Annotated in this window: 19 protein-coding genes; 15 read left to right on the top strand and 4 right to left on the bottom strand. The window is 61.0% G+C overall.

The genetic code is table 11. The features are described from left to right. Positions 1–14: 14 nt before the first annotated feature. The gene (locus PVU19_RS04095) at positions 15–1,862 is read right to left on the bottom strand and encodes a CocE/NonD family hydrolase (RefSeq protein ID WP_050663593.1); all 1,848 of its coding nucleotides are present in this window, start codon (positions 1,860–1,862) and stop codon (positions 15–17) included. Between the two features lie 138 nt (positions 1,863–2,000). Here PVU19_RS04095 and PVU19_RS04090 point away from each other — a divergent pair, with 138 nt between their 5' ends. The 5 genes from PVU19_RS04090 (at position 2,001) to PVU19_RS04070 (ending at position 8,454) form a co-directional block, all read left to right on the top strand. Continuing rightward, positions 2,001–2,897 (top strand): LysR family transcriptional regulator, encoded by an 897-nt coding sequence (locus PVU19_RS04090; RefSeq protein WP_050663592.1) that lies wholly within the window; start codon positions 2,001–2,003, stop codon positions 2,895–2,897. 377 nt (positions 2,898–3,274) lie between these two features. Then, complete coding sequence (locus PVU19_RS04085) at positions 3,275–4,267, top strand: serine hydrolase domain-containing protein (protein ID WP_050663591.1); 993 nt, start codon at positions 3,275–3,277, stop codon at positions 4,265–4,267. 787 nt (positions 4,268–5,054) lie between these two features. Continuing rightward, a complete protein-coding gene (locus tag PVU19_RS04080; protein ID WP_152911670.1) occupies positions 5,055–5,546 on the top strand; it encodes a hypothetical protein in 492 nt (163 codons plus the stop codon). 84 nt (positions 5,547–5,630) lie between these two features. Continuing rightward, complete coding sequence (locus tag PVU19_RS04075) at positions 5,631–6,209, top strand: hypothetical protein (protein WP_050663589.1); 579 nt, start codon at positions 5,631–5,633, stop codon at positions 6,207–6,209. Continuing rightward, positions 6,199–8,454 carry an AAA family ATPase gene (locus PVU19_RS04070; protein WP_160316377.1) on the top strand — a complete coding sequence of 752 codons (2,256 nt, stop codon included), beginning with the start codon at positions 6,199–6,201 and terminating at the stop codon, positions 8,452–8,454. The genes PVU19_RS04075 and PVU19_RS04070 overlap by 11 nt, the downstream gene beginning before the upstream one ends. Before the next feature lie 98 nt (positions 8,455–8,552). Here the strand turns inward: PVU19_RS04070 and PVU19_RS04065 are convergent, their stop codons facing one another. From PVU19_RS04065 to PVU19_RS04055, 3 genes are all read right to left on the bottom strand, one after another. Next, positions 8,553–8,732 (bottom strand): helix-turn-helix transcriptional regulator, encoded by a 180-nt coding sequence (locus PVU19_RS04065; RefSeq protein WP_082237748.1) that lies wholly within the window; start codon positions 8,730–8,732, stop codon positions 8,553–8,555. Further along, positions 8,733–9,968, bottom strand: a complete 1,236-nt coding sequence (locus PVU19_RS04060; RefSeq protein ID WP_160316376.1) for a tyrosine-type recombinase/integrase — start codon at positions 9,966–9,968, stop codon at positions 8,733–8,735. Positions 9,969–10,197: 229 nt separating this feature from the next. After that, positions 10,198–12,534: an ATP-dependent helicase gene (locus PVU19_RS04055; protein WP_050663586.1), complete on the bottom strand. Its 2,337-nt coding sequence runs from the start codon at positions 12,532–12,534 to the stop codon at positions 10,198–10,200. 100 nt (positions 12,535–12,634) lie between these two features. Here PVU19_RS04055 and PVU19_RS04050 point away from each other — a divergent pair, with 100 nt between their 5' ends. From PVU19_RS04050 to PVU19_RS04005, 10 genes are all read left to right on the top strand, one after another. Then, positions 12,635–13,783, top strand: a complete 1,149-nt coding sequence (locus PVU19_RS04050; RefSeq protein ID WP_050663585.1) for an alpha-hydroxy acid oxidase — start codon at positions 12,635–12,637, stop codon at positions 13,781–13,783. 104 nt (positions 13,784–13,887) lie between these two features. Then, on the top strand, positions 13,888–14,151 hold the full coding sequence (locus PVU19_RS04045; protein WP_050663584.1) for a hypothetical protein: 264 nt from the start codon (positions 13,888–13,890) through the stop codon (positions 14,149–14,151). Positions 14,152–14,300: 149 nt separating this feature from the next. Continuing rightward, complete coding sequence (locus PVU19_RS04040; protein ID WP_050663583.1) at positions 14,301–14,744, top strand: helix-hairpin-helix domain-containing protein; 444 nt, start codon at positions 14,301–14,303, stop codon at positions 14,742–14,744. Positions 14,745–14,927: 183 nt separating this feature from the next. Next, entirely contained in the window at positions 14,928–18,365 is a 3,438-nt protein-coding gene (locus PVU19_RS04035) for a pyruvate carboxylase (RefSeq protein ID WP_050663582.1), read from the top strand. Positions 18,366–18,541: 176 nt separating this feature from the next. Further along, on the top strand, positions 18,542–19,339 hold the full coding sequence (locus tag PVU19_RS04030) for a phosphodiesterase (protein WP_050663581.1): 798 nt from the start codon (positions 18,542–18,544) through the stop codon (positions 19,337–19,339). Positions 19,340–19,443: 104 nt separating this feature from the next. Continuing rightward, entirely contained in the window at positions 19,444–19,737 is a 294-nt protein-coding gene (locus tag PVU19_RS04025) for a ribbon-helix-helix domain-containing protein (RefSeq protein WP_050663580.1), read from the top strand. Between the two features lie 98 nt (positions 19,738–19,835). Next, entirely contained in the window at positions 19,836–20,852 is a 1,017-nt protein-coding gene (locus tag PVU19_RS04020) for a TauD/TfdA dioxygenase family protein (RefSeq protein ID WP_050663579.1), read from the top strand. A gap of 331 nt (positions 20,853–21,183) precedes the next feature. After that, on the top strand, positions 21,184–21,579 hold the full coding sequence (locus tag PVU19_RS04015) for a VOC family protein (RefSeq protein WP_050663596.1): 396 nt from the start codon (positions 21,184–21,186) through the stop codon (positions 21,577–21,579). Between the two features lie 57 nt (positions 21,580–21,636). Beyond that, complete coding sequence (locus PVU19_RS04010) at positions 21,637–22,161, top strand: twin-arginine translocation pathway signal (RefSeq protein WP_050663578.1); 525 nt, start codon at positions 21,637–21,639, stop codon at positions 22,159–22,161. A gap of 28 nt (positions 22,162–22,189) precedes the next feature. Next, positions 22,190–23,761, top strand: a complete 1,572-nt coding sequence (locus tag PVU19_RS04005) for a GMC family oxidoreductase (RefSeq protein WP_050663577.1) — start codon at positions 22,190–22,192, stop codon at positions 23,759–23,761. Positions 23,762–24,058: the final 297 nt, after the last annotated feature.

Below are 24,058 nucleotides of genomic sequence, written 5' to 3'. Positions count from 1 at the left end.
TTGATGGTTCTTCGTCAGTTGATGGTCTGCCAAGGCAGTTCGATCCACGATGCGTGTGCATCGGCGTCACCCCCGCGCTGGATCGCAATCTCCGGTGGGCGACCATATGGCAGTTGCACGTAGTGGTCGCGATCCGCGGCAGCGACAGACACGCGGATGCAACTGCCCTTGGCAAAGCGCCACGCGGTCGGCAAAAGCGCAAAGCGCAGTTCTGCTGGCTCACCGGGAACAAGTGGGGCGCTGTTCTTCCTGCTGTAATCCCGATACGGCCATGACCAGTTCTGATCCGCAGGCGCAGGAATGAGTTTGCGATGCAACGCACGCAGAACGCCCTCGGTCACATACCGCAAGGTTCCGTCTGCCTCCAACTCGGACAGATAGACGTGCAAAACCGCATCCGCCTCGCTGGCGGAGATGTTCAGGTTCACGATCGGGTGGCCAGCGATGTCGGCATCGGTGCCAAGCGGGTGCGTGGTCCATGACAGCATGCCGTGCTCTCGCTCCGTCCAGTCGGTATAATAATCGGTGATGGGCAAGGCCGACAGTCGCTCGTGCCGCGTCGCCGTTCCGGTTCCGCGCGTGAAATCGGCGCGAAAGCTATCCTGATCCGCCCCCCCAGGCGCCGCGGACAGCTGGCCATTTGCATCGGGATAATAGCGTCGTGTCTCGGAAATTGGCGGCCATTGTTGCGCTGCTTTCCACGTCTCGGCATGCATGCTGAAATAGTGGATTGGCGCTTCCTCCTGCAGCTTGGTGTCCAATTGCATCAGGTAGTGATCAAAGAACCGAAGGACGGCCCCCATCAAGGGAAACTCACTGCTCGCAGAGTCGCGCCAGGGCGATGCATTGGCTCGCGCGCCATGATCCCAAGGGCCAAGCAGGACATGCTGGTTCCGGTTCGGCAAAGACAAGAACCGGGCGATCGAGCCGTTGGCAAAGCCAGCACCGTCCATCCAGCCGGAAACAGAAAGGACGGCCACGTCGGGCCGAATATCTGCCGCATAGTGATAGGGGCTAAAGGAGTGGCTCCCAAAGCTCGGATCGTAGGGCAGGCGATCATCGGTAAAGCGGAACTCGGTGATGAAATCCGGCATGTGAAAGTTGCCAAGATGCTCTTGGATTGCCGCATGTTTCAGGGCGCCGTCCGGATCATCATCCACGGGTTGTGGCCCGGCATAGTCCGGATTGTTGAAATACGAGAACTTCGCCAAGACGTCTCGCCGGTCGTGATCCAGCCCGACCATGATATCGTCATAAGTGGAGGCCAGTTGGTTCAGCAGAACCCCGCCCGGATAGAAGTGATCTGCATAGGTATTCCACACCGCGAATAGAGGCGCGATTGCCTTGACCGCAGGGTGGCCAGTGCTGGCAAGGAAACAAGCCGCTGCGCCCAGATAGGAGATGCCCGTCGATCCGATCGTGCCATCCGACCAATCCTGCGTGATAATCCAATCCGCGATCTCGTGGAAATCGTCGCGCTCCGCCGGTGAACGAAAACTATCGCGTGTTCCGAAACTGGCCCCGGTGCCACGCACATCAACGACTACAAGCGCATACCCGCGAGGTACGAAGAAATCCCGGTAGAGTGCAATGTTGGGGCTGGGCTCGGTGGATGAAGCGCATCCTTCACGCAGCGCAAACCGCCTGTAATATGGGGTCAGAATAAGAATTGTGGGAACACCCTGCTTGGGGATCTGGCCACCGTCGGGAACATAGATATCGACGGCGAGCCTGCAACCATCGCGCATCTCGACATATTGCGACACCGGCCGCTCAGGCAGCGTGAAAGTTTCCGGCCTGCCGGTCAAATACTGCGACGGACTTACCGCCCAAGCTGCGCCCTTGTGATCGCTATCTGACATTCAGCACCCTGTGTTCTCGCCGGATCAACGCCGACATTTTAAGCTTTGCGCCAAGGTGCAGCAGCTCTATCATATGTGTCAAATGCGGTTTTGGCAGATAAACATGCGTAATGCGCATGATTTGCGGAGGTGTCCACGATGAACCACAAGAGCCTTCTTGCGTTCCGAGCCTTCATGGAGGGAGGTTCCGTAAACGACGCCGCTGAACGACTTCACCGGACCCAGCCACAGGTGAGCCGACTACTTGCTTCCTTGGAGGATGAGGTCGGCTTTTCGCTTTTCGTACGCAAAGGACGTCGCCTCAATCCGACTCGTGAGGCGCGCAAACTCTACTCACAGGTTGAGCGTGCGCTATCATCCTTGGATGAAGTTGAGAATGAGGCCCGCCGGATCAAGAATCACCAGCGCAGCCATGTACGTATTCTAACAGCGCCGCATGTAACCAATGTTCTGGTCGCCGAGGCAATCGCGACGCTTACGGAAGAGACCCCACAGTTCACTGCAACCATTGACAGTCGCACCCGTATCGACATCGACATCTGGCTAGGGCGTGAGCAATTTGACATAGGCATATCTGTTTTGCCCCTGGATGATAGTTCAATCGATATCGAACCGATGACTTCGGTGAATGCTGTCGCAGTGATGCACAAGGACAATCCACTCGCTACGCATGCCGAAGTAACGCTGGAAGACCTGATCGACGAACCGTTGGTGATCAACAGTCCACGTACCGTGATGCGTCAGCGTATTGACGCGCTCTTTCGCAAAAAAGGTGCGAGTCCGAATATCCGACTTGAAACACCGAACGGAGTTATCGCGTGTGAACTCGCGGCACGTGGACTTGGAGTGTCGATCGCAGACGGGTTTGTTGCCAGGTCAAGCATGCGGCCTGACATGGTCATTCGCCCCTTCTCGCCAAAGTTGACATTGGAGTATGTCCTGTTCTTCCCCCGATGGCGAACACGAACCCAATCGGTCAACAGGTTGGCTGAGCTTATCACCCTTTCTGCTCAACGGGTCAGCGACGAAAGCTAGCAAGATTTCAGTCCAAGACCTGAGACTCCAAATGGTGCTCAAACGCCACCTTGTTTCATGACATCTTGTTTCTCGGGGCGTCAGGACAGAACGGACGCGAAACATGAATTGATGTTTACAAACAGGCGTATCTATGAAGAGTTCGCGCTGTGGCCTCACCTCACAAGGCCGCCACTGAATGCCCATCGGGGACCGCTTCAGTGATCGTCACCACATCTAGAATAGGTCCCGCCGACTCCCGGTCAGAGACAGGATTGCTTGAGGTGGGGTCCACAAAAAGAAGAAAGCCAGACGTCATGACCTCTTACGCGGCAACTCCACAACTCCAGACTGTCGTCGATTTTGCATTGGCGCATGAGACAGCTTGGCCGCGCAGCATGTATTATCCTGACGGTTCCTATGTCGGCAATGTCGAGTGGAATGAGAGCGGTCCTTGGACCGAGATCATTGGCCCCGTTGCCGAACGTGGCGGGCCCGCAGGGGTCATCCTGCACGGCCGGGAACGGGTTGCCGCGTGGGGTGACACAGGGCGGGCGGACATGACGTTCTCGATCGCGAAGAGTTATCTTTCGGTCCTTGCCGGCCTTGCCGCGAAGGATGGGCTGATTTCAGACCTGGACGAACCAATCAACCATACGGTGGACGGCCTCTATTTCGCCAGCCATCACAATTCCAGGATCACCTGGCGCCACATGCTTCAGATGAACAGCGAGTGGCGCGGCGAAATTTTCGGCAAGGATGATCAGGTCGATCACTACCGTCAGATAGGCGTTGGTGCCGACAATAGCCGTAAAGGGCAACTGCGAGAGGTCGGTCCTCCCGGCAGCTATTATGAATATAATGATGTCCGCGTGAACGCGCTTGCCTACGCTTTGATGAGCCGGTTTCGGCGGCCATTGCCAGAGGTGTTACGCGAACGGATCATGGACCGCATCGGCGCGTCTGATCAATGGCGTTGGGAAGGCTACTCCACCTCCTGGATCGAGATTGACGGGCAGCGCATGCAGTCGGTCACAGGTGGCGGTCATTGGGGTGGCGGGCTGTTCATCAGCGCTGACGATCATGCAAGGTTTGGCGCATTCATCAGCCAGAACGGCGCTTGGGAGGGTGAGCAGATTTTGCCGGAAGACTGGATGAAGCAATCGCTGGAGCCGACGCCGACACTCGACAAATACGGCTTCCTCTGGTGGCTGAATCGCGGCCGTGATTCCAACCCCAAGCTACCATCCACAGCGTTCAGCGCCCTTGGAGCGGGAGGAAACTGTCTCTGGATCAGCCCGGAACAGGATCTTGTCGCCGTGATGAGATGGCTCAACCCCGCAAACACGCAAGAGTTTCTGGAAGCTTTGGTCCGCGCAGTTTCACGCTGATCAAATTTGGTGTCTTCAACTGTACCCTCAACATACAGCCAGATTCGCGCGAGTACTGGCAGCCCGAGGCCATTCCATCCAACCATGCCAAAGAATATTAAGATTACCTAAGTCTGTAACGGTATGTGTTGAATTGCATAACGGATTTGTTGAAGCCTGTAGCGGTGTGTGTTGGCAGATTGGTTCAACATTTCTGTTATGTTTTTCAACACACAGAGTTACAAATTGTAGGAGTAATGGGGAGAGCAGCAGAAAATCTCAAATTGGATCTGTTCGCTTCTAGAAACCGCCAAATCTGAGACAGCGGCACCCCTGACAATCTTGCAGTCGAGTATGTGAGTGAGGTTCCGCATTCATACGAATTCATCGCCTATCTGAATTCACACAGTAAGTATCAGGAAGAAGACATCTAATTGATGCCCCAATGGCAACCCACGAATACACACGGCATCCGCTCTCTGTACGCCAGGACATTATGAGAGACCTGACTCCTCCGCTTTAGATTTCTGCTCCAACCATTCTGCGAGAATTCGGCGTATCATCTCGGGCCGTGTTGGAACATCGGCTTCGTTTCTCCGCACATCGTCGATGCTCTGAAGCATGTCTTCCGAAATACGTACCATTACGCCTTTTGTCTCAGTCTTCGGGCGACCCATTTTTGCCATTGGCTTTAGTTTTCCAGAATCAGGGTTGACTTTATGATATCAATATATCATGATACGCCAAGCGAGACAAGAGGTGGAGCTCCTGTCTCGCTCTAATCAAAACGATCTGAAAGGAGATCATAATGACTAAAAATATTACTACCACCAACACTTTGGCTTCGAAAGACGCTGACAAGGCGCAAACCGATTTGTTTGATCATTTCTGCGAACTCGTGACCCGGATGTTCATGGCCCTCGAAGAAGAGGAGTGGGTCACGGAGGCGGGCTGGGATATCGCCTATGGACGGTCTGTGTCCGATGCCGATGCCGCGTGGACACTGGTCGCGCTGCAGGCCGACACCGTGACAGCCATGTCACCACTCTCGGCAAATGACTTGCTGCTTCACCGTATGGCAGGGCTGGTTCGGCGCGCGCTCGCGGCGACCAACCTGGCCGAGTTGGAGATCGTGCAGACGCGGGCGATGCACTGCCTGGCGCAGGCGCCGATGAGTCTCGCACGCCCGGTGCAGGACCTCGGCCGGGAAACCGTGACCTCCATCGGCCAGATGATCGAGCATGTCCTGACCTGCGATGGCGATCAAATGTCAGAGCCCGCATTGCCGCTGGCCGCCTGAGTTTCCGAGATTTTCGAACACTCGATTTACCCCGTCGGCGCTGTTGCGTCGACGGGCATCCAACATATTCAAAAGGAATGACATATGTCCAAACAACTGCTTTTGAGCGGCTTCGAAGAGCTGTTCTCTTCACGCCCGCCACCCTCCGTCAACGCCATCAGGCGTTTCCCGGATCTGTCACGCGATACGCTGACCCGCCACGCCAAATGGTTTGGCCTGGCAGGCGAACATCTTGTCGACAGTATTCTGCTGCGCTTCGGCATCTACACCTCGCAATTGCCCGAAATGCTGCCCGCCGACCGGATTGTGTACCATCCGAATGGCGACCTGCGACTACAGATCAAGACCTGCTGTCGGTCGCGGGGCGGCTACTTTCACTTCAACCTGGTTAAAGGGTATCACCGCTCACCAACCGGCGTGCAGTCCTATGCAACGAGCGACTTCGATCTCGTGGCCCTGGTGGCCTTGTCGGAAAACGCGGTAAAGTTCACGGCCGAGCGGCATCAATCGCATCGCGTTGCGGTGTCCGAACTGACTGCATTGCGGGCAGACCCCTGCGCCAGCCTCGAGCGCGCCATCGATGATCTGGGGCTGTCGGATAGAAACATGTCCGAGGGGACACCCGCACCAATGTCGGATGAGGGGGCTTCCCATGACCAGTAAGGCTCTCCGCAACACAGCACCCCAGCCCGGCTTCGCGCTGGAGCTTGCGCGCTCTACCGCACAGTGCCTTTTTGAGGCGGCCTGGAACGGGTTCGTCGAGACGCGCCATGCCCCTGGCGAACTGGATGACGATGACGTCCTCGTCAATTTGCCGGACGATATGACCCGGCCAGCCCAAAGGCGATCCTGGCAGGCACCGCAAACGCCGATGGCCAAGTCCATGACACAGGCCGAGATCGCGGCCGCAATCCAGGATGGCTGCGATCCCTGGGCACAAGGCGCCCAAGGGCGCGTCCGGTGTGAAGGGGACCCACCTGCCTCATTGATCGTGACAGCGCTGGCCACCGCCCGGCTCGTTGAGAGCGAAGCCGATCTGCAGGCTCTCTTTGAGCCGGGCCGCGTGACGCATTTCATTTGCCCGGTGGGGCCGGTCATGTGGGGTCTCGAACAGATCCTGCCCAACGTACTCGTGCATTGGAAACGTCACCTATCATTCCAGGACATGGCGGCACCGCATTCCATTGTCGAAGATGATGACCCGATTGCGCGCAGAAACCGGCGGCGGAAACGGAGCATGCTGGATACCCGCGTAGAGCGCAGCCTGGCCCAGAATGCGTCGGTCTTGTTGATCACGACCGGAGAGATGCCACTTTCTGACGCTTTGACAGCGGTCGTCACGCGAACATTCGCGTGGCCGGGTCTCACCCCGGACATCGTGATCGAAACCCTGCGCCTGACCCACAGCGCAACCGGAGAACTAGCGGAGGCAGAGATCCGCAATCGTTTGCCTGACCGGGACGTGTTGAAAACGTTCAGCACCGGTCAGATCGATGCCGCATGCGGGGCTCCGACGACCTTGAGCGTGGTGGACCGGCTCGCGGAGATCGCAAGGAGACTGACACCGCCTGCGCCTGACCTGACGCTCGGTGCGGTGCATGGATTGGGCGATGTCCGTAAATCTCTGGACCGGATGCTGAAGGATCTGAATGCCTGGCGGAATGGTGAGCTTGCATGGTCGGAGGTGACCTCGAGCGCGGTCTTCCACGGCCCGCCCGGAACCGGCAAAACCACCCTGGCCAAGGCCTTCGCAGGCTCTGCCGGGATTCCGATCATTGCCACATCCTATGCAGATTGCCAGAAGCACGGCCATCAGGGCGACATGCTGGCGGCGCTGAACAGGGCTTTTGCGGACGCAAAAGAGGCCGCGCCTGCCGTGCTGTTCATCGACGAGTTGGATGGTTTCTCTCAACGAGACTCGGCACATCAGCACTCGTCCTACATGCGGGGGGTCGTGAACGGGTTGCTCGAACAGATCAACCGCGCCAATGACGTGAGCGGGCTGGTCCTGCTGGGCGCGACAAATGACCTGGATACGGTCGACACAGCCGTCATTCGCAGCGGCCGGTTCGATCTCAAGCTGCATGTTCCTTATCCGGACAAACGCGGGCTTGAAGCCATTCTGGCCGCGAAGCTGGGCACGACCCCTTCCAAGCGGCTGGATCTCGCCTCTCTCGCAGACCGGCTATTGGGTCAGTCCGGGGCCGTGGCCGAAGCCATTGTGCGGGATGCTTCAGGGCGCGCGCGGGCGGATCGGACCCCGGTTCAGCAAGAACATCTCGACAGTGCAGCAGATCAGATTGCACCGGAGCTGGACAAAGAGACACTACGCCGGGCTGCAATCCACGAAGCGGGGCATGTTCTGGTCATGATGGAGCTGGGCTGGCCGCTGCCGAATCGGGTTTGTCTCACGTCACAGGGCGGGCAGGTCGAGCACAGGCCAGTCGGGATGCTGACCCCCAAAACAGCACAAGAGCGCTTGCAGGTTTTGCTGGCGGGCCGTGCCGCTGAAATCGCTGTATACGGCAGTCCGAGTTCGGGCGCGGGCATGGGTGCGCAAAGTGATCTTGCACAAGCGACGACGCTCGCCCTGTCCATCGAGCGGCACTGGGGGTTTGGCGACAGCGGCCTGCTTTGGGACGGACTGTCGGCAGGGGATACGTGGCGCGCCCCGGCGGACGTTCGGGCGCGGGCTGAGGATCATATGCGGAAGGCAGAAGCCGGAGCGCTGAAGCTCATCCGGGCTAAGCAAAGCACCCTCATGCGGCTGGCCAAACAGTTGTTACGCGTCAGAGAGATGTCCGGGCAGGATATCGAGGTGATCGTAAAGAGCCATCCCGACAGCGAACAAAGCTCAGCGCCAGCAGTCGATGCAATTGATCTGCGCGCTACACGCCGAAACGGCTAAGAGCATCCCGAAAACTGACCCGGAGCATTCAACACTGAACACCCCGCCCGGCGCGTCCTGCGGCGGGCGGGGTATTGTGAGATTGGCGTGTCAGGCGATCACACTTCGGGGCGACTGGCCAGCCAGTTGGATATCGTGCTGTAATGCCATCCGATGAGACGTTCGGTCAGTTTGACCGGGGCCGGAAATGTGCCCGCTGCGATATGTCTGTAAATGGTCGAGCGGCTGAGCCCGGTAATAGTCTGAACTGCTTTTTGTCTTAGAATTTTGTCGTGCATTTATGTCCTCTTATTGTTTTGACACGACGGTCTTACCACGCTTCCGGTTAAAGCCACGTTTACGCTTTGTTCAGAAATTCCGGTTACAAAAGCCGCCCAGGCATTCATGTAGGGAGCCCGCTTCATGATATAGGTTGTACGATTATAGGCATCGATGGCGGCATCGCCTTTTCTGACATGGCCAATGCAGGCCTCCGCGATCTCGAACGGGCACTCGCTCTGGTCCGAGAGCCATGTCCGCAGCGAGGTTCTGAAGCCATGGGGGCGTGCCGGAATATCGTTCTCCACAAGATAATTGCGCATCGCCATCTTGTTCAAAGGACCACCTTTTGCATTGGGAAACAGGTACCCGTTGCGTTCATGCGCGTTCGCGAGTTCGATCACATGCAGGGCTTCCCGGCTCAAGGGTACGTCAAACCCATGAGCGCTATCGACGCGACCCTTTACATGGAGCGGTGGGATTTCCCAAATCGGACCCCTGATCTGACCCCGTTGCATGTTATTCACCGAGTCCGCACGAACACCCGTCAGGATCAGCAGTCTCAAGGCGAGTTGTGTCGGGTCATCATCCGACAGGCTCGCGTAGAATGCGGGCACGTCTGACCAGGGTAGCGCGAGGCTTGGCTTGGCGAGTTTCCTGTTTTCTCCGAGAATGATGACGGCTTCCTCGATCACGGCACGGTTGACAAGAAATCCTTTCGCGCGCGCGTACCTGAACACCGTCCGCAGGCGTGACATGGCTTTCTTCGCGGTAACCGGCTTCTCGTACCAGATCGGCGCCAGCGCATGCGCAATGTCGTCCTGGTCGATCTTCACAATCGGCATCTTGCCCAATTTGGGGAGGAGGTGCAGGCGAAGGGGGCTAATCCAGCGTCCGTCTCCGCCAGAATGCTTCAGGTTCCCCTTGTGCTTTTCAAAGGCGGCCCACGAAAGTTGTTCGAGACGGCCGTCATGACCGCTCGACTGCTGCCGCGTCAAACGACGTTGTTTGACCGGATCAGTATCAGCCTGCACCTGTTGACGGGCCCAATCCGCTTTCCTGCGAGCCTCGGCGAGGGAGACATTCTTGAAAGATCCAAGCCCCATCTCTCTTTGCCGACCCCAGAGCTGAAAGCGAAAGACCCATTGTGCGCCTCCGTCAGCGCGCTTATGAAACCACAGACCCTGCCCATCGCAGTGTTTCCCGGCCGGGAGGGACTTGAGTTTTGCAACCGTGAATGCGTTCGATTTTGCCATGCTAATATCCTCTTTGTTATATACGTTCTGGCGTGACGCTGCCCGGTTCATTCCGGGACGCCGTGACACCTTAACCCAAGGGCATTAAAGGAAAGTTTATTCAGATGGCACGTGGTGAGAACGTATGACACAAAAAGAATACCCCTCCGGCGGGAGTATTTGAGGAAAGGTGAAATGCAGATGCGCTTCATCTTTCCGAGAATACTCATATCCCGCCGGTCAGGCCCAATCAGAACGGCACGTCATCGGCCCCGGTGATGAAGCGGGCGACCACCTTCTTGATGCCGGCCTTCTCGAACTCGATTTCCAGCTTGTCGCCCTCAATGCCGAGAATGGCCCCGTAGCCGAATTTCTGATGAAAGACACGCTCGCCCACGGTATGCGAACTGAGCGCCTGTGCGTCGATCACCGGGGAGCGGGCCTCGGTCGGCTGGCTCATGGGGCGCGCGCCGCTGCGCGATTGCAGGCGGCGCCAGCCGGGAGAGTTGTAGACATTGGCCTCGGCCGCACGGGTCTCGATCCCGCTCGCCGCAGCCCCGTAATTGCCGCCGTAGAGGCCCGGCGGGGTGAGCACCTCGACATGCGCCTCGGGCAGTTCATCAATGAAGCGCGAAGGCATCTGCGATTGCCACTGGCCATAGACGCGGCGGTTGCCGGCGAAGGAAATGGTGCAGACCTCCTCGGCGCGGGTGATGCCGACATAGGCCAGCCGCCGTTCTTCCTCGAGGCCACGCGTGCCGCTTTCGTCCATCGAGCGTTGCGAGGGAAATAGCCCGTCCTCCCAGCCCGGCAGGAAGATGACGGGAAACTCCAGCCCCTTGGCGGCGTGAAGCGTCATCAGGGTGATCTTCTCGCCCGCCTCTTCGGTTTCATTGTCCATGATCAGGCTGACATGTTCGAGAAAGCCTTGCAGGTTCTCGAAGCCTTCCAGCGCCTTGACGAGTTCCTTGAGGTTTTCCAGCCGCCCCGGCGCCTCGGGCGTCTTGTCGTTCTGCCACATGGTGGTGTAGCCGCTCTCATCGAGGATGATCTCGGCGAGTTCCATATGGGTGAGATCGGCGTCGCCGGTCATCCGGCCCCAGCGCGCGAGGCCAACGATCAGGTCGCGCAGCGCCGCCGCGCCCTTGCCCTTGATCGCGCCCTGCTCGACCGCCAGCGCCGCGCCATCGACCAGCGAGACGCCATTGTCGCGGGCGATGCGCTGAATGGTCTGCTGCGCCTTGTCGCCGAGGCCGCGCTTGGGGGTGTTGACGATCCGCTCGAACGCCAGATCGTCGGCGGGCGAGGTGACGAGGCGGAAATAGGCCATGGCATCGCGGATCTCCATCCGCTCGTAAAAGCGCGGGCCGCCGATCACGCGGTAGGGCAGGCCGATGGTGAGGAACCGGTCCTCGAAGGCGCGCATCTGGTGCGAGGCGCGCACGAGAATGGCCATGTCATCGAGACCGAAGGCGCGCATGCCGCGTGTGCCGCGTTGCATCGATTCGACCTCTTCACCGATCCAGCGGGCCTCTTCCTCGCCGTCCCAATGGCCGATCAGCCGGACCTTTTCGCCCGCCTCGGCCTGCGTCCAAAGTTCCTTGCCCAGGCGGTCGCGATTGCCCGCGATGACGCCCGACGCGGCGGCAAGGATATGCGGGGTGGAGCGGTAATTCTGTTCCAGGCGGATCACGGCTGCACCGGGAAAATCCTTTTCGAACCGCAGGATATTGCCCACCTCAGCACCGCGCCAGCCATAGATCGACTGGTCATCGTCGCCCACGCAGCAGATGTTGCGGTGCCCGCCCGCCAGCAGGCGCAGCCAGAGATATTGGGCGACGTTGGTGTCCTGGTATTCGTCCACGAGGATGTATTTGAACCAGCGCTGATACTGCGCCAGCACGTCGTCGTGTTTCTGAAAGATCGTCACCACGTGCAGCAGCAGGTCGCCGAAATCGACGGCGTTCAACTCCCTGAGGCGGGTCTGATACTGGCGGTAGAGCGCGGGGCCCTTGCCGTCATACGCGGTGGCCTCGGCGGCGGGAAGGTTGTCGGGGGTCCAGGCGCGGTTCTTCCACTGGTCGATGATCCCGGCGAGCATGCGGGCGGGCCAGCGTTTGTCGTCTATGTCCGCGGCCCGCACCAGTTGTTTCAGCAGGCGCAGTTGGTCATCGGTATCGAGGATAGTGAAGTTGTGCTGCAAACCAACGAGTTCAGCCCTTTTGCGCAGTATCTTGGCAGAGAGAGAGTGGAATGTTCCCATCCACCGAATCGGCTCGCGAATTTCGAAAGGCGTTACGGCGAGACGATTTTTCATTTCTCGCGCAGCCTTGTTGGTAAAGGTTACTGCTAGAATTTCGTAAGGTTTCGCACGGCCCTTTGTTATCAAATGAGCAATCCGTGCCATCAATGCTTTCGTTTTACCTGTTCCGGCCCCGGCCAGCATCAATAGAGGGCCTTCTAGTGTCTCTACCGCCTGCCGTTGAGCGGGGTTCAGATCATCGAGATAGTGCGATGGCCGCGCGGCCATGGCGCGGGCGGCGAGGCTGGCGCCTTCAAAGGCGTCGGATTCGTCGAATGTGCTCATAGCCGAGACAATAGCCCGGGGCGTGTCGGAGATAAAGAGATGTTCGGGGATTGTTCCGCGCGCGGCGTGGCACTGGACAAGCCCCTGAAAACCCGCGCAAATGCGGAGCATGGACCTGCACGCACAATACCCCGCCCTGAGTGACCTGCGCGCCCGTGCGCGCACCCGTATCCCGCGTTTCGTCTGGGAGTATCTCGACAGTGGCACCGGGGTGGAGGCCACCAAGGCGCGCAACCGGGCGATGCTGGATCAGGTGCGGCTGTGCCCGTCGATCCTGCATGGCGAGATCGCGCCGGACCTCAGCACGCACCTGCTGGGCGAGGACTATGCCCTGCCGGTGGGGATCGCGCCGGTGGGCATGTCGGGGCTGATCTGGCCGGATGCGGAGCGGCATCTGGCGCGGTCGGCGACGGCGGAGAGGGTGCCCTATACCCTGTCGACCGTAGCAAGCCAGACGCCCGAGGATGTCGGCCCGCATCTGGAGGGGCGCGGCTGGTTTCAGCTTTATCCGCCGCGCGATCCGGAGATTCGCCGCGATATGCTGGCGCGCGCGCGCAAGGCCGGGTTCGGGGTGCTGGTGCTGACAGTGGATGTGCCGGTGGGATCGCGGCGCGAACGGCAGGTGCGCTCGGGCCTGACGCAGCCGCCGCGGCTGACGCCCCGGCTGATGGCGCAGGTGGCGCGTTGCCCGGCCTGGGCTTCCGAGATGGCGCGGATGGGCATGCCACGAATGCGGCTGATCGACGATTATGCCGGGCAGACCAAGGGGCTGCCGTCGAACAAGCACGCGGGCTATCTGCTGCGCACCTCGCCGGACTGGGAGTATCTGCGCTGGCTGCGCGACGCGTGGGACGGGCCGCTGGTGGTCAAGGGCGTGCTGCGCGGCGAGGACGCGGCGGCGCTGGAGAAAGCCGGGGCCGATGCCATCTGGGTATCGAACCACGCAGGACGACAGTTCGACGCCGCACCGGCCACGATAGAGGCGTTGCCGGAGGTGCGCGCGGCGACCACGCTGCCGGTGATCATGGATGGCGGCGTCGAAGGTGGCCTCGATATCCTGCGGACGATGGCGCTCGGGGCGGATTTCGTGATGATGGGGCGGGCGTGGCACATAGCGCTCGGCGCGCTTGGGGCGGCGGGCCCGGCGCATCTGGCCGATATCCTGCGCGAGGATCTGAAGGCCAATATGGGGCAGTTGGGGTTGCTCCGGGGTTCGGACGCGCCCTCTCGGCTGATCGGATCATCCTGAGCGGGTATTTTATGCTCTAATTCAACGGGCTATGCAGGTGTATTACAATGTATATACAAAGTATATGCAGTGTGTCATCATGTCAGCCGACAGGAGACAGACGGATGCCCGCAGACGGACGCAAGAAACAGGATCGCAAGGACAGCCAGTTGATCATTCGCATCAGCAAGGCGGATCGCGATGCCTTTGTCGATCTGTGCGAGACGCTCGATACCAGTGCGGCGCGCGAGATCCGGCGTTTCATCCGGGATTTCACCCTGTCGCATCAAGGTGCCCCCGACGAGAGCGGTGCGGCACAGGACATCACCGAAAAGGAGCCAAAGCCATGGCCAAAAAAGCGAAAATCAAAGAGCTCAAAAAAGAAGTGAAGCAGCGCGAAGCCAAGGTGTCGCGGCAGAAATCCAAGCTGAAGTCGGCGCGCAAGGCGCTCAAGAAAGCGGCCTGACCGGGCCATCACGCGGCGGGCGCCATCGGTGCACCCGCTATTCCTTTTTTTCCTCAGAGACAGGAGACTGCTGTGTCCTCACTGACAGATATTCGCGGGATCGGGCCCGCCCTTGCCAAGGCGATCGAAGCCCTTGGCATCACCAGCCCCGAACTGCTGGCGCGCGCCGACCCGTCGGCGCTGACGCAGGTGCGCGGCATCTCGCCGGCCCGCGCGCAGGGGTTCATCGACGCCGCCGCCGCACTTGACAAGGCCCCGGCGGCAGCCACCGACGCCGAGGCCAAGCCCGAGGCAAGTGGCAAGAAAGCCGCGAAGAAGAAGGCTGACAAAAAGACGACGTCGAAAAAGGCCGACGCGAAGGCCAAAGACAAGAAGGCCGACGCGAAGAAGACGTCCAAGAAGAAGGACGATACGAAAAAGAGCAAAAAGGACGACAAGTCCTCTGCCAAGTCCAAGAAAAAATCCGGCAAGGCGGCCAAGGGCAAGGCGAAGAAAAAGAAGAAATCCGGCAAGTGACCGCCTGCGCCCCTATCCCTGCCGGGTAGGGGTGCCCACCCTTTGGGACAGGAAATTCCCCCACCCGGCGAATACCCAGAATGGCGGATTGCGCAAAGCTTTCACAAATCTTACAAGGTCATAGCGCCGCAGCGCGGCATCGCCGCGGGTGGCCCAAGACGTGACCAACCGGGGGTAAAGGCCATGGCCGACTTCAAGAAAATCCTGATCGCCAACCGGGGCGAGATCGCCATCCGCATCATGCGAGCCGCCAATGAGCTGGGCAAGCGCACCGTCGCGGTCTTTGCCGACGAGGACAAGCTGAGCCTGCACCGGTTCAAGGCCGATGAGGCGTATCGCATCGGTGAAGGGATGGGGCCGGTCGCGGCCTATCTCTCGATCGAGGAGATTATCCGCGTGGCCCGTGAATGCGGGGCCGACGCGATCCATCCCGGTTACGGCCTGCTGTCCGAGAACCCCGATTTCGTCGATGCCTGCGACGCGGCTGGCATCACCTTCATCGGTCCCAAGGCGGAGACCATGCGCGCGCTTGGCGACAAGGCGAGCGCGCGGCGCGTGGCCGTCGAGGCGGGGGTGCCAGTCATTCCCGCGACCGAGGTGCTGGGCGAGGATATGAAGGCGATCCGCAAGGAGGCGGGTGAGGTCGGCTATCCGCTGATGCTCAAGGCGTCCTGGGGCGGCGGCGGGCGCGGCATGCGCCCGATCAACTCCGAGGACGAGCTTGAGGAGAAGGTGCTGGAGGGGCGACGCGAGGCCGAAGCGGCCTTTGGCAATGGCGAGGGCTATCTGGAGAAGATGATCCTGCGCGCGCGCCATGTCGAGGTGCAGATCCTCGGCGACAAGCATGGCAACATGTATCACCTCTATGAGCGGGATTGCTCGGTGCAGCGGCGCAACCAGAAGGTTGTGGAGCGCGCCCCTGCCCCCTATCTGAGCGAGGCGCAGCGCGAGGAAATCTGTCAGCTGGGCCACCGCATCTGCAAGCATGTCGATTACGAATGCGCGGGCACAGTCGAATTCCTGATGGATATGGACACCGGCGCTTTCTATTTCATCGAGGTCAACCCGCGCGTGCAGGTCGAGCATACCGTGACCGAAGAGGTCACAGGCATCGACATCGTGCAGGCGCAGATCAAGATCGCCGAGGGCAAGACCCTGACCGAGGCCACCGGCAAGGCGTCGCAATACGACATCACGCTGAACGGTCACGCGCTGCAGACCCGGATCACCACCGAGGATCCGCTCAACAATTTCATCCCCGATTACGGCCGTATCACCGCCTATCGCAGCGCCACCGGCATGGGCATCCGGCTTGACGGCGGCACCGCCTATTCGGGCGGTGTGATCACCCGCTATTATGACAGCCTGCTGACCAAGGTCACCGCATGGGCCCCCACCCCCGAGGCCGCCATCGCCCGGATGGACCGCGCCCTGCGCGAGTTCCGCATTCGCGGGGTGAGCACAAATATCGCCTTTGTCGAGAACCTGCTGAAGCACCCGACCTTCCTGAACAACGAATACACCACCAAGTTCATCGACACGACGCCGGACCTGTTCAAGTTCTCCAAGCGGCGCGACCGGGGCACCAAGGTGCTGACCTATATCGCCGATATCACGGTGAACGGGCATCCCGAGACGACGGGCCGTGCGAAACCGGCCGACGTCAAGCTGCCGCGCCCACCCGCGCTACAGGGCGAACCCGCCCCCGGCACCCGCACACTGCTGGACGACAAGGGTGCCAAGGCCGTCGCCGACTGGATGCTGGCGCAGGAGCGGCTGCTGCTGACCGACACCACCATGCGCGACGGACACCAATCCCTGCTGGCGACCCGCATGCGGTCCATCGACATGGTGCGCGCGGCCCCGGCCTATGCCGCCAACCTGCCCGATCTCTTCAGTGTCGAATGCTGGGGCGGGGCGACGTTCGACGTGGCCTACCGATTCCTGCAGGAATGCCCGTGGCAGCGCCTGCGCGATCTGCGCGCCAAGATGCCGAACCTGCTGACGCAGATGCTGCTGCGCGCATCGAATGGCGTGGGCTATACCAACTATCCCGACAACGTGGTGCAGGAATTCGTGCGGCAGGCCGCCGAGACCGGCGTCGACGTGTTCCGCGTGTTCGACAGCCTCAACTGGGTCGAAAACATGCGCGTCGCGATGGATGCGGTGAATGAAAGCGGCAAGATCTGCGAAGGCACGATCTGTTACACCGGCGATATCCTCGATGCGGACCGGGCCAAGTATGACCTGAAATACTATGTCGGCATGGCCCGCGAGTTGCAGGATGCTGGCGCGCATGTGCTGGGCCTCAAGGATATGGCTGGGCTGCTGAAACCGGCCTCGGCCAGTGTTCTGGTGAAGGCGCTGAAGGACGAGTTGGACATTCCCGTCCATTTCCACACGCATGATACGTCGGGCATTGCCGGGGCGACCATCCTCGCCGCTGCAGAGGCGGGGGTCGATGCGGTGGACGCGGCCATGGATGCGTTTTCGGGCGGCACCTCGCAGCCCTGCCTCGGCTCCATCGTCGAGGCGTTGCGCAACACGCCTCGCGATACCGGGCTGAATATCGAGCGTATCCGCGAGATGTCGCATTATTGGGAGGCGGTGCGCGCGCAATATGTGGCGTTCGAGAGCGGCCTCGCGGCGCCTGCATCAGAGGTCTATCTGCACGAGATGCCGGGCGGGCAGTTCACCAATCTCAAGGCGCAGGCGCGCAGCCTCGGGCTAGAGGAAAAGTGGCCCGAAGTGGCCCGCACCTATGCAGATGTGAACCAGATGTTCGGCGATATCGTCAAGGTCACGCCGTCCTCCAAGGTGGTGGGCGACATGGCGCTGATGATGGTCAGCCAGGGCCTGACGCGCGCCGATGTGGAGAACCCCAAGACCGATGTGGCGTTTCCCGATTCGGTCTTCGACATGATGCGTGGCAATCTGGGCCAGCCTCCGGGCGGCTTTCCCGAGAGCATCGTGAAGAAGGTTCTGAAAGACGAGAAGCCCAATACCGAGCGACCCGGCAAGCATCTCGAGTCCGTCGATCTTGAGGCCACGCGCAAGGATGTGGTCGCGCAGTTGGAAGGCAAGTCGATCGACAATGAGGATCTCAACGGCTACCTGATGTATCCCAAGGTGTTTCTCGATTACATGGGCCGTCACCGGATGTATGGCCCGGTGCGCACGCTGCCGACGCGTACGTTCTTTTACGGCATGGAAGCGGGCGAGGAAATCAGTGTCGAGATCGACCCGGGCAAGATCCTCGAAATTCGCCTGCAGGTCGTGGGCGAGACCAACGAGGAGGGCGACGTCAAGGTGTTCTTCGAACTGAACGGCCAGCCCCGGGTGATCCGAGTGCCCAACCGTCTGGTGAAATCGAGCACCGCCACGCGGCCCAAGGCCGAAAACGGCAACCCCAACCATATCGGCGCGCCGATGCCGGGTGTGGTGGCGAGCGTCGCGGCGCAGGCCGGGGCCAAGGTGGGGGCGGGCGACCTGCTGCTGACCATCGAGGCGATGAAGATGGAAACCGGCATTCATGCCGAACGCGACGCGGTGGTGAAGGCCGTCCATGTCCAGCCCGGCGGGCAGATCGACGCCAAGGATTTGCTGATCGAGCTCGAATAGGCGCGGCGCGCGCCTCAGGCACCGTCACCCTCGGGCTCGACCCGAGGGTCTCATGGCCAACAGATCCTCCGGTCAAGCCGGAGGATGACGGGAAGTGGGCAGGCGATCCTAGGGCTTCCTCTTCTGCGGTATTTGGGCCATCTTGCCAGCGGTATCTCCTGTCGCAGGCAGCCCATATGCAGAAAGTCATTGTCTTCACCGATATCCACCTCGTGTCCGAGGGCAAGACGATCATCGGGATCGACCCGTTCGCGCGGTTCATGCAGGGGCTTGCCCATGCGCTCGACAATCACCCCGACGCGGCGCGCGTGGTGCTGTGTGGCGATCTGACCCATAACGCCGCCCCTCCCGAATATGCCCGGCTGCGCGCTGCCCTCGATACCTGTCCCCTGCCCGTCTCGCTGATGCTGGGCAATCACGACCGGCGCGCGCCGTTCCTTGCGGCCTTTCCCGAGGCCGAGCGGATGGAGACGGGCCATATCCAGCATCACGCCGATATCGGGAACTATCGCCTGATCTGCCTCGATACGCTCAATGAAGAGGCCGAGGACACGCATTCCGGCTGGCTCTGCGCGGCGCGGCTGGACTGGCTGAAAGAGCGGCTGACCGAGGCGGGTGACCGGCGGGTGATCGTCTTTACCCACCATCCGCCCATCGAGACTGGCTTCAAGGGGATGGACTGGATCGGGCTGAAGAACCGCGCCGAGCTGACCGCGCGGCTCGCGGCGGGCAATGTGGTGCAGATCGTCTCCGGGCATATCCACCGCACGATCCAGGGGTCGGCGGGCGGCATTCCGGTCGCGATCCTCAAGAGCACCTGCCACCAGATGCCGATGGCGCTCGGCTTTCAGGATCCGAGCCTGTCGATCGACGAGCCCGGCGCCTATGGCCTGCTGCTGCTGACCGAGGCGGGCGTGGTCGTGCATAGCGAGGATTTCACCCTGCCGCCCGGAGAGGCGCAGATTTACACCTGAGCGTGCTGCAGGCTTTCCCAGTTGGAAAAAATCGGCCATGATCCTAGCTCATACTGAGGTCCGGCGCGGGGCTGACTGCCTGCCGGACGAGGGAGGACTGAGACATGTGCCGAATATTCGCCGGGCAGGACCCGGACCGCTACACGTTGGAAACCCGCCGCATGCGCCTGAATGGCCAGAGCACGAGCATCCGGCTTGAGAAATCGTTCTGGGGCATTCTGGATGAAATCGCCGCGAGCGAGGGGCTGAGCACGCCCGGCTTCGTCTCGAAGCTGCATGCCGAGGTGCTGGAATTGCACGGGGAGCCAGCCAATTTCACCTCGCTCCTGCGCTGCACTTGCCTCGTGCACCGCGAGAACCCGCTGGAGGCGGAGACACGGCAGATGGCAGCGGAGTGAGGGGCTCCCTTGCAGGCATCGCCCGCCGTTAACCTGGCCAATCCCTTTAAGGACGGTGGGCCGTCCCCTATGTCTTGCATAGACAAAGGAGGTGCACATTGACCACCGAATACGCGAAACTCCCCCCGCTCGACCCGTCCCGCACCGCCACGATCGAAGCGTTCGGCGCGCGCATTGCCGCGCTGGAGCCGATTGGAGCGCAGGTGTCGGGCACTGATCTTGCCGCCGAGACAGCCCCGCCTCGCGATGTGCTGGATGCACTGGAGATGGAGATGGCGCAGCGCGGCTTTCTGGTGTTTCGCAACGAGACCGAGATCGGGCATGAGGCGTTTTTGCGCGCAAGCTGCTGGTGGGGCGGGCGCGAGTTGCACAGCACCCACGGCATCCATCCGGCCACGCCCGACGGCAACCCGCATATCTTTCGCCTGTCCAACGATCGGCGCCACGGCATCCCCGATGTCGGCCCGCAATGGCACAACGATGGCAGTTTCATCCCCGCCACCTTTTCGCATTCCGGTTATCACATCATCCGGCCGCCCGAGCGCGGCGGCGGCACGCATTTCGCGCATCAGGGCATCGCGCATGACGCCTTGCCCGAGGAGACGCGGGAGCGTTGGGCGCGCCTGTCATCGGTCAATTCCGCATCGGGCGTCGTGCATCCGATGGTGCATACCCATCCGCTGACGGGTCGCAACTGCATCTGGCTGCATCTCGGCATGACCGGCGCGATCATCGAGAAATTGCCGGAGGCTGAGGGCTTTCGCCTGCTCGACGCGGACGAGATGACCGAGGTTTGCCATACCTATAACGACATCCTCAATGCCGGGCTGGAGAACGGCTATGCCACGACGTTCGAGTACCGGCAGAACGATTGCGTATTCATCGACAACCTCGCCGTCGCGCATCGCGCCGCCCCCGAGGCGCATATGCCCGCCGAGCAGCAGGGCCTGCGTATCATGCATCGCAGCACCACAAGGGGCACCCACCCGCTCGCCCCCGGTTTCGGCCTGCCGCAACATGTCGAGATTGACGGCGGCAACCCGTTCGGCAGCGGTGTGTGGCAGGGCGGCGGCATCGGGTTTCGCTGGGAGGAAGGGATACCGATGCGGAACTGAGGGTAGGGCAGAAATGGCTTGGAGCTGCCGTTGCCATGAGCCGCGTATCGTCGTGCCGCGGTGTGGCGATCCTAGGCTAGTTTGACAGTGCTTTATGGCAGCCAAGCCCAAAAAACATCAGAGCGCAGAGCAGGTTGCAGCCAAATCGCCGCGCCGGGGGGGCGGCACGGCGATGCGCGGCGGCCTTACGGCCGCGTTTCGCGCAGGTGCTTCAACCGAAGGTCCGCTCAAGGCCAAAAACTCCCTAACCCCCTGTAGTATCCCTTTACTACCCGCCCACTCGGCCCTTTGGTAAACTTTTCATACCAACTGCAATGATCCGGAGGGCATGATGGCCAAAGCCATTCACAGCATGATTCGCGTTCTCGACGAGGCGCGGTCGGTTGATTTCTACAAACGTGCGTTCGGGCTCGACGTGGCCGACCGGCTGGATTTCGAAAAATTCACCCTCGTCTACATGTCGAATTCCGAAAGCCCCTTCGAGGTGGAACTGACCGTCAACAAGGGCCGCACCGAGCCCTATGACCTGGGCGACGGCTATGGCCATCTGGCCGTTCTGGTCGAGGATCTTGAGGCCGAACACGCGCGGTTCGAGGCGGAGGGTCTGAACCCGCGCAAGATCGTCGAATTCGCGCCCGACGGCAAACTCGTGGGCAAGTTCTTTTTCGTAGCCGATCCGGACGGCTACGAGATCGAGGTCCTGCAGCGCGGCGGGCGCTTCAAATGACAGCACGGGCGCGGCCGGGGAGGGTCGCGCCCGTTTCATTTCATGGGAGGAGAACCAATGACTGATACCAAAGCCCGACAGGGGCTCTCACGGCGCGACCTGCTCGCGCGGTCCATGGCGGCGGGCGCAAGTTTCGTCGTCGGCAGCAGTTTCGTGGCAAGCCATGATGCGGCCTGGGCGACCGAGATGAACGCGCTCAAGCCCGAGACCTTCGCAACACTGGTGCAGATGGCGCGGGATATCTATCCGCATGACCACCTGAGCGACGAGTATTACGTCGTCGCCGTCAAGGGATATGACGTGCCCGATGCGGTGGACACGACCGAAGCGGGCATCGAGATTCTGAACGCCGCCGCGCGCGGCAAGGGTCATGCCGATTACCTGAGCATCGGGTGGGAACGCGACCGCGTCGATATCCTGCGCGGCATCGAGGACAGTCCGTTCTTTCAGCAGGTGCGCGGTGGTCTGGTGACCGGCCTTTATAACCAAAAGGCGGTCTGGCCGCTGTTTGGCTATGAGGGCGAGTCCTATTCCAAGGGCGGTTACATCAATCGCGGTTTCGACGACATCACCTGGCTCTGAGCCATAGCCAACTGAGGAGGACCCAACTATGGCTGCACCTTTTGATCTGAACGACGACTCTGTGATCGTCGTCATCGGCACCGGCGCGGGCGGCGGCGTGCTGTCGAACGAGTTGGCGCAACGCGGCGTGTCCGTGGTGGCGCTGGAAGCGGGCGGGCGCTACCTGCCCGAGGATTACGTCAACGACGAGTGGGATAGTTTCGGGCAGTTGGCTTGGCTCGACCCGCGCACCACAAGCGGCGACTGGCGCGTGGCACGGGATTTTTCGGGGCTACCCGCATGGATCGTCAAGGCCGTGGGCGGCACCACGACCCATTGGGCCGGGGCCTCGATCCGGTTTCAGGAGCATGAATGGAAGGCCAAGACCAATTACGGCCCAGTGCAGGGCGCCAATCTGCTCGACTGGCCCATCGATGGCGCGGAAATGGCGCCGTGGTATGACAAGGCCGAGAAAAAGCTGGGCGTGACCCGCACCAACGACATGCCCGGCCTGCCGGGCTGCAACAATTACAAGGTGTTCGAGGCCGGGGCCAAGGCGCTTGGCTACAAGGAAGTCCATACCGGGCGCATGGCGATCAATTCCGAGGAATATGACGGGCGCATGGCTTGCCAGCAGACGGGGTTCTGCTTTCAGGGCTGCAAATGGGGTGCGAAATGGTCGGCGGCCTACACGGATATCCCGCGCGGCGAGGCGACGGGCAATCTCGAAGTGCGCGAAAAGGCGCATGTGGCGCGCATCCTGCACGATGATGGAGGCAAGGTGACGGGGGTCGAGTATTTCGACGCCGACGGCAACCTGCAGATGCAAAAGGCGCGCGCGGTCTGCGTGGCGGGCAACAGTTTCGAGTCGCCCCGCATACTGCTCAATTCCGCCTCAACGATGTTCCCTGACGGGCTTGCCAATTCCTCGGGACAGGTCGGGCGCAACTACATGCGGCACATGACCGGCTCGGTTTACGGCATCTTCGACAAGCCGGTGAAGATGTGGCGTGGCACCACGATGGCGGGCATCATCCAGGACGAATCTCGGCACGATCCCTCGCGCGGGTTCGTGGGCGGCTATGAGTTGGAAACGCTGGCACTTGGGCTGCCCTTCATGGCCGCGTTTCTCGATCCCGGCGGGTGGGGGCGCGAATTCACCACCGCGCTCGATTCCTACGAGAACATGGCGGGGATGTGGATCGTGGGCGAGGACATGCCGCAGGAGACCAACCGCGTCACCCTCAACCACGAGGTCAAGGACCAGTACGGCCTGCCGGTGGCGAATGTGCATTTCGACGATCACCCCAATGATATCGCGATGCGCAACCACGCCTATGCGCGAGGGGCGGCGATCTACGATGCGGTGGGGGCCACGCGCACGCTGCCGACGCCGCCCTATCCGTCGACGCATAACCTCGGGACCAACCGGATGTCCGAGAACCCGCGCGACGGGGTGGTGAACAAATGGGGTCAGACCCATGACATTCCCAACCTCTTTGTCTCGGACGGGTCGCAATTCACCACCGGGGCGGCGGAGAACCCGACGCTGACGATCGTGGCGCTTGCTATCCGGCAGGCGGATCATATCGCGGGTGAGCTGTCACGCGGCAACCTCTGAGACGAGGCGGCCCGTTCTCTCCCGGTGCCCTCCTCTCCCCAGGGCACCGGGGGAAAGTATGGGCTGGCTGCGGGGAGAGTTGGCCTGTCGCTGCCGTTGCCGTGAGCCGCGCATCGACGGGCTGCGGTGCGGCGATCCGGCGTCAGTTTTGTAGCGCTTTATATCAGCCAAGTCCGAAAAACATCCGATTGCAGAGCAGGTTGCAGCCAAATCGCCGTGCCGGGGGGCGGCGTCATGCCAAAGGCATGCCTCTGGCATGACGATGCGCGGCGGCCTTCGGCCGCGTATCGCGCGGGT

Source organism: Roseovarius tolerans, from assembly GCF_028885395.1.
In the GTDB taxonomy this organism is placed as follows: Bacteria; Pseudomonadota; Alphaproteobacteria; order Rhodobacterales; family Rhodobacteraceae; genus Roseovarius; species Roseovarius tolerans.
The sequence above is the reverse complement of the archived record's forward strand: the minus strand, read 5'-3'. Positions and strand labels throughout refer to the sequence as shown.